The following is a 6,120-nucleotide window of genomic DNA, read 5'->3' as shown; positions in this document are numbered from 1 at the left end:
GTCATTAAAAAATAAATCTTTTAATCTCTCCACACAATCTCCACACAATCTCCACACAACATCAGCAATTCATAAACACTGCTATTTCAAAATAGTAGTATCTAAAACCCCCCCTCTGAAAAAGCATGTCAACACATTATCATTTAATAGGTTCAATACTTATTACAACTGTACTTTTAATCGGCTGTACACAAGCCAAAGATGCTGAACAGTCCCCAACAGAAATGCCACCAGCGGTTGTCAGTACCATCACGGTATTACCGCATTCCATGAATTTAATTGAAAATCTTCCAGGCCGTGTTGTCGCTTACCGTATTGCTGAAATTCGCCCGCAAGTAGGTGGAATTGTTGATAAAGTACTTTTTAAGCAAGGCTCTTATGTGCAAGCAGGTCAACCGCTTTTTAAATTGAATTCTGAAATATTTCAGGCAGATGTAAAAAGCAATCAAGCCACTTTAAACCGTGCACAAGCTGAGGTGACACGTTTGCAGGTGCTGTTAAAACGCTACACTGAATTAGTAAAAGTAAATGCGGTTAGTCAGCAGGAATACAACAATACCGAAGCAGATTATCAAAAAGCAAAAGCCGATGTGGCGCAAATGCAAGCCATGTTAAGCAGACAACAACTTAATCTTAAATATGCGACTGTTACAGCCCCTATCTCGGGAACGATTGGTGAAATCTTAGTGACTGAGGGTGCATTAGTTGGTCAAGGTGATACTAATGCAATGGCCGTAATACAACAGATTAATAAAGTCTATGTTGATGTAAAGCAATCAATTAGTGATTATGAAAAACTACAGGAAGCTTTACAGCAAGGTGACGTGTCAAATACCAAACATACGGTTGAAATCCTAAATAGTCAGGGTAAACCTTATAACGTTACAGGTGAAATCCTATTTTCGGATACTAAAGTTGATCCTGATACGGGTGATGTCACAATCCGTATTTTAGCCAATAATGAAAATCAAAAACTTTTGCCAGGCATGTATGTTCGAGTCAATATGAGCCGAGCTCAAGTTGAAAATGCGCTCCTAGTTCCAGAACAAGCGATTCAACATGATATTAGTGGTAAAGCCAATGTTACGATTGTTAATCAAAAAGGTTTAGCGCAAAGCAAGCCTGTTCAGCTTGGTCAACGTTATCAAAATAACTATGTGATCAAACAAGGGTTACAAGCAGGTGAGAAAGTCATTGTTGAAGGGGCTGATCGTATACAGCCTGAGCAAAAATTAAAAATTAAGCAGTGGCAACCTACAAATATCAAGGAAAATGGAGGACAGCAATAATGTCCCAATTTTTCATTAGGCGTCCTATTTTTGCATGGGTGATTGCTTTATTTATTATTCTGTTGGGTGTACTAAGCATCCCCAAGTTACCTATTGCACGATTCCCAAGTGTTGCGCCACCACAGATTAGTATTACGGCAATCTATCCAGGTGCTACGCCAAAAACATTGAATGATAGTGTTGTGACCTTGATTGAGCGGGAAATGTCAGGTGTCAAAAACTTACTTTATTACAGTTCAAGTTCAGATAGTTCTGGAACAGCAACAATCACCGCAACATTTAAACCAGGTACAGATGTAGAACTTGCACAAATTGATGTGCAAAACAAAATTAAAGCCATTGAGTCACGCTTACCTCAAACAGTGCGACAACAAGGGCTGATGGTCGATGCTGCGTCGTCTGGTTTTTTAATGATGGTGGGCTTAAGTTCACCGAATGGCAAATATAGTGAAATTGATGTCAGTGACTATATGACTCGCTATGTGATTGAAGAATTAAAGCGGGTTGACGGTGTTGGTAAAGTCCAAAATTTTGGTGCTGAAAAAGCCATGCGGATTTGGGTCGATCCAGATCGTTTGGTTTCTTATGGATTGAGTATTCAAGATGTGAATACAGCCATCCAAAACCAAAACTTGCCGATATCACCAGGTCGTATTGGTGATGTTCCTGCTTTGACGGGGCAACAAATTACTATTCCTTTAACTGCTCAAGGTCAATTAGAAACTGTAGAGCAATTCAAGAAAATTAGTTTACGTGCTCAACAAAATGGCGCCAATGTTCGACTGTCGGATGTCGCTCGTGTCGAAATCGGGGCACAGATGTATAACTTTGCGATTTTAGAAAATGGCAAAGCCTCTACAGCTGTGGCGATACAAATGAGTCCTGGTGCCAACGCTGTCAAGACTGCAGAAGGTGTTAAAGCGAAAATTGAACAGTTAGGTTCAGCACTGCCTGATGGTATGAAATTCTCTATACCTTACGACACTGCACCTTTTGTAAAAATCTCGATTGAAAAAGTAATCATGACATTGCTTGAAGCTATGGCATTAGTTTTTATTGTCATGTTTATCTTTTTACACAATGTTCGATACACCTTAATTCCGGCGATTGTTGCACCGATTGCATTGCTTGGCACATTCTCAGTCATGCTGCTTGCTGGTTTTTCGATTAATGTGCTGACCATGTTCGGTATGGTGCTTGCGATCGGGATTATTGTCGATGATGCGATTGTGGTCATTGAGAATGTTGAACGCATTATGGCGACAGAAGGCTTATCTCCAGTTGAAGCCACATCTAAAGCCATGAAGGAAATTACCAATCCGATTATTGGCATCACCTTAGTGTTAGCCGCTGTATTCTTGCCGATGGCATTGGCGTCAGGCTCAGTGGGGATTATCTATCGTCAGTTCACCATTACCATGTCGGTTTCAATTTTATTCTCAGCTTTCCTTGCACTGACATTAACCCCTGCGTTATGTGCAACGATGTTAAAACCGATTGATCAAGACCATCAGAAAAAGGGTGTTTTTGCATCGTTTGATCGCAGTTTTGAGAAGCTGAACAATCGCTATGAACGCAGTTTATTTAAAGTAATTAAACATAAAACCCTCGCAATGTTATGTTTCTTAGGCATTGTCATTGTGCTGATTTTTAGTTTTAAACACGTTCCGACTGCGTTTATGCCAGAAGAAGATCAGGGGTGGTTTATGACTTCGATTCAACTTCCTGCGGATGCAACTCAAGAACGTACCCGTAAAGTCGTTGCTGAGTTTCAAAATTATTTAGACCAAGAAACGGGGATTAAAGACAATATGGCGGTCTTAGGTTTTGGTTTTAGTGGATCTGGTCAGAATACAGCGATGTATTTTACCAATCTATTGCCATTCGAAGAGCGTACTATTACGGCACAAGAAGTCGTGAATAATGCCAATATAGCGATGGCTGAAAGTTCAGAAGGTCAAACCATGTCTGTGTTACCACCAGCAATTGATGAATTGGGTAACTCATCTGGTTTTTCACTGAGATTATTAGATCGTGGCAATATTGGCATGCCTGCTTTAAGAGAAGCACAAGATCAGCTTTTAGCATTAGCAGCACAAAGTAAAATCGTGGCGGAGGTCTATCCTGAAGGTTTGCCAGATGGCAGTTCTGTACAGCTTAAAATTGATAGAGATAAATTGCAGGCATTAGGTGTTAATTTCAGTGATGTGACCGATATTATTTCAACCTCAATGGGTTCGATGTATATCAATGATTTTCCAAATCATGACCGTATGCAGCAAGTCATTGTGCAACTTGATGCCAAATCACGCATGAGTATTGAAGATATTCTTCAGATTAAGGTGAACAGTCAAAGCGGTAAATTGGTTTCAATGTCTGAAATAATTACTCCAATTTGGCAACATTCCCCACAACAATACAATCGTTACAACGGTCGTCCATCATTGAGTATTTCTGGCAGTCCAGCAGCAGGTATATCTTCAGGACAAGCCATGACTGAGATGGAAAATTTGATTGAACAACTTCCGAAAGGTGTGGGTTATGAGTGGACTGGGATTTCTCTAGAAGAAAAACAGTCGGAATCACAAACCTTGTTTTTATTACTGTTGTCGATGTTAGTCGTTTTCCTTGTCTTGGCAGCGCTTTATGAAAGCTGGTCAATTCCATTCTCTGTGATGCTAGTTGTCCCTCTAGGGTTGATTGGCGCCTTTTTAGCAGTAATGTTACGTGGTATGCCAAATGATATTTTCTTTAAGGTCGGCATGATCACGATTATTGGTCTATCTGCAAAGAATGCTATTTTGATTGTTGAGTTTGCAAAAGCACTAAGAGAAGAAGGAATGGGTTTAGTGGAGGCAACCGTTGCAGCCGCTAAATTGCGCTTACGTCCAATCCTAATGACATCTTTGGCATTTACCTGTGGCGTTATTCCTTTAGTCATTGCCAGTGGCGCTAGTTCTGAAACTCAAAAAGCGATTGGTACAGGCGTCTTTGGCGGCATGATCAGCGCAACAATTCTAGCTGTTATTTTTGTACCGATTTTCTTTATTGTCGTCATGAGCATGGTTGAGAAATTCTCGAAACGTAAAGCGGCACATTAAGCATCAAAACTGAGAATAAAAGCTGTGGGTTAACGAGTTTAGCCCACAACAAATCTTTCATTTACATCTTTATTTCAGAATTGATTTAATAAACCATCAATATAGGTTTAATCATGAAAGCTACCAATCTTGATCCGAAACGCTGGTGGATATTGCTCGCTGTCGTGCTTGCATTTCTGCCGATTGTGATTGATATGACTGTACTGCATGTTGCGGTTCCCTCATTAACCCAATCGCTGAGTGCCACAAGTAACCAAGTCTTATGGATTATTGATATTTATCCATTACTTATGGCTGGACTTTTAGTTCCGATGGGAACTTTGGCTGATCGTGTCGGCAATCGTAAGATTCTGCTGATTGGCTTGGTTATATTTGGAATTGCCTCAGTCCTTGCGGCATTTTCCCAAACGGCTTCTATGCTGATTGCCGCACGTGCTTTATTAGCATTAGGCGGTGCCATGATTATGCCCTGTGTATTGGGTATTATTCGCAGAACCTTCGAAGACAGTCGCGAACGTGCCATTGCGCTGGGTATTTGGGGCACAATCGGATCAGCCGGTGCCGCCATTGGACCGCTCATTGGTGGGGGATTGTTAGAATATTTCTGGTGGGGTTCAGTTTTCCTGATTAACGTCCCAATCATGCTGGTTGTCGCACCAATGTGCTATTTCTTATTGTCCCGAAAAGAAGCTATAACCCCTGGACATTGGGCATTTGGTCAAGCGCTATTGCTGATTGTCGGTTTGATTTCGTTTGTATATGCACTAAAAGCAGGCTTAGGCGGTAAACAGTCGTTGTTGATTGTCTTGCCTTTGGTCGTTTTATCTATCGGCTTATTAACCATATTTGTACGCAAACAGCTGAATTCTCCTCAGCCGATGCTAGATCTTTCGCTATTTTCACGTCCTGCTATTTTAGCCGGCATTATTATGGCAATGGTTGCTGCAGGCGCTTTGGCAGGGGTTGAGTTAACTTTGGCAATGGAGCTGCAATATGTCATTCGTTTAACACCGCTGCAAGCCGGTCTTTTTATGGTTCCGATTATGGTTGCGGCCGCTATTGGCGGGCCTATTGCTGGTTTTTTATCCAATAAATTTGGACTCCGTCTGGTTGCGACCATGTCATTAATATTGGCAGCAATTGCGTTGGTCAGTTTGAGTTATTCAGATTTTCATCATCCGGGAATCATCGTTCCCTTTATTTTAGCTTCGATTGGATTAACACTGAGTATTGGTTTAACAGCTTCATCCATTGCGATCATGGGCTCAGTACCTGCAGAAAAGGGCGGTGCGGCAGGTTCACTTGAAAGTACAGGTTATGAACTGGGTACAGGACTAGGTATTACTTTATTTGGTGTTTTCATGGCCTATATATTTGGCAGTCATCTTCAAGTGCCGTCAGATTTAACTGCTGTTTTAGCAGAAAAAGCCAGACTTTCGATTGGTGATACCTATTTAGTGGCGAGCCAGTTACCCGTTGAACAAGGTACAGCATTGATTAACGCAGGTAAAATTGCCTTCAGTTCAGCTCATGTTAATTTATTATTAACAGCAGGGATTATCATCGGGATACTCTCCATTGTGGTATTTTTTATGCTAGCTAAATATCGAGATGAGAATTCATTGTGATGAAATTTATTTGAGGATCATCAAACAGAATGGTTAAGTTCAGACATCAATTTATCTTAAATTTATGGTTTAAATTAAGCCGTATTAATCTGAACTTAACAC

3 protein-coding genes are annotated in these 6,120 nt (G+C 40.8%); all 3 read left to right on the top strand.

What is annotated here, in order from left to right:
- The first annotated feature begins 125 nt into the window (after positions 1–125).
- The 3 genes from E5Y90_RS16855 to E5Y90_RS16845 all read left to right on the top strand — a co-directional run bounded on the left by E5Y90_RS16855 (position 126) and on the right by E5Y90_RS16845 (position 6,018).
- On the top strand, positions 126–1,289 hold the full coding sequence (locus E5Y90_RS16855) for an efflux RND transporter periplasmic adaptor subunit (protein ID WP_032073150.1): 1,164 nt from the start codon (positions 126–128) through the stop codon (positions 1,287–1,289).
- A complete protein-coding gene (locus tag E5Y90_RS16850) occupies positions 1,289–4,390 on the top strand; it encodes a multidrug efflux RND transporter permease subunit (protein ID WP_032073149.1) in 3,102 nt (1,033 codons plus the stop codon). The genes E5Y90_RS16855 and E5Y90_RS16850 overlap by 1 nt, the downstream gene beginning before the upstream one ends.
- 113 nt (positions 4,391–4,503) lie before the next feature.
- Complete coding sequence (locus tag E5Y90_RS16845) at positions 4,504–6,018, top strand: MFS transporter (RefSeq protein WP_032073148.1); 1,515 nt, start codon at positions 4,504–4,506, stop codon at positions 6,016–6,018.
- Positions 6,019–6,120: the final 102 nt, after the last annotated feature.

The sequence above is a fragment of the Acinetobacter sp. 10FS3-1 genome (assembly GCF_013343215.1).
GTDB lineage: Bacteria > Pseudomonadota > Gammaproteobacteria > Pseudomonadales > Moraxellaceae > Acinetobacter > Acinetobacter lwoffii_C.
This window is presented reverse-complemented; position numbering and strand designations above follow the sequence as displayed.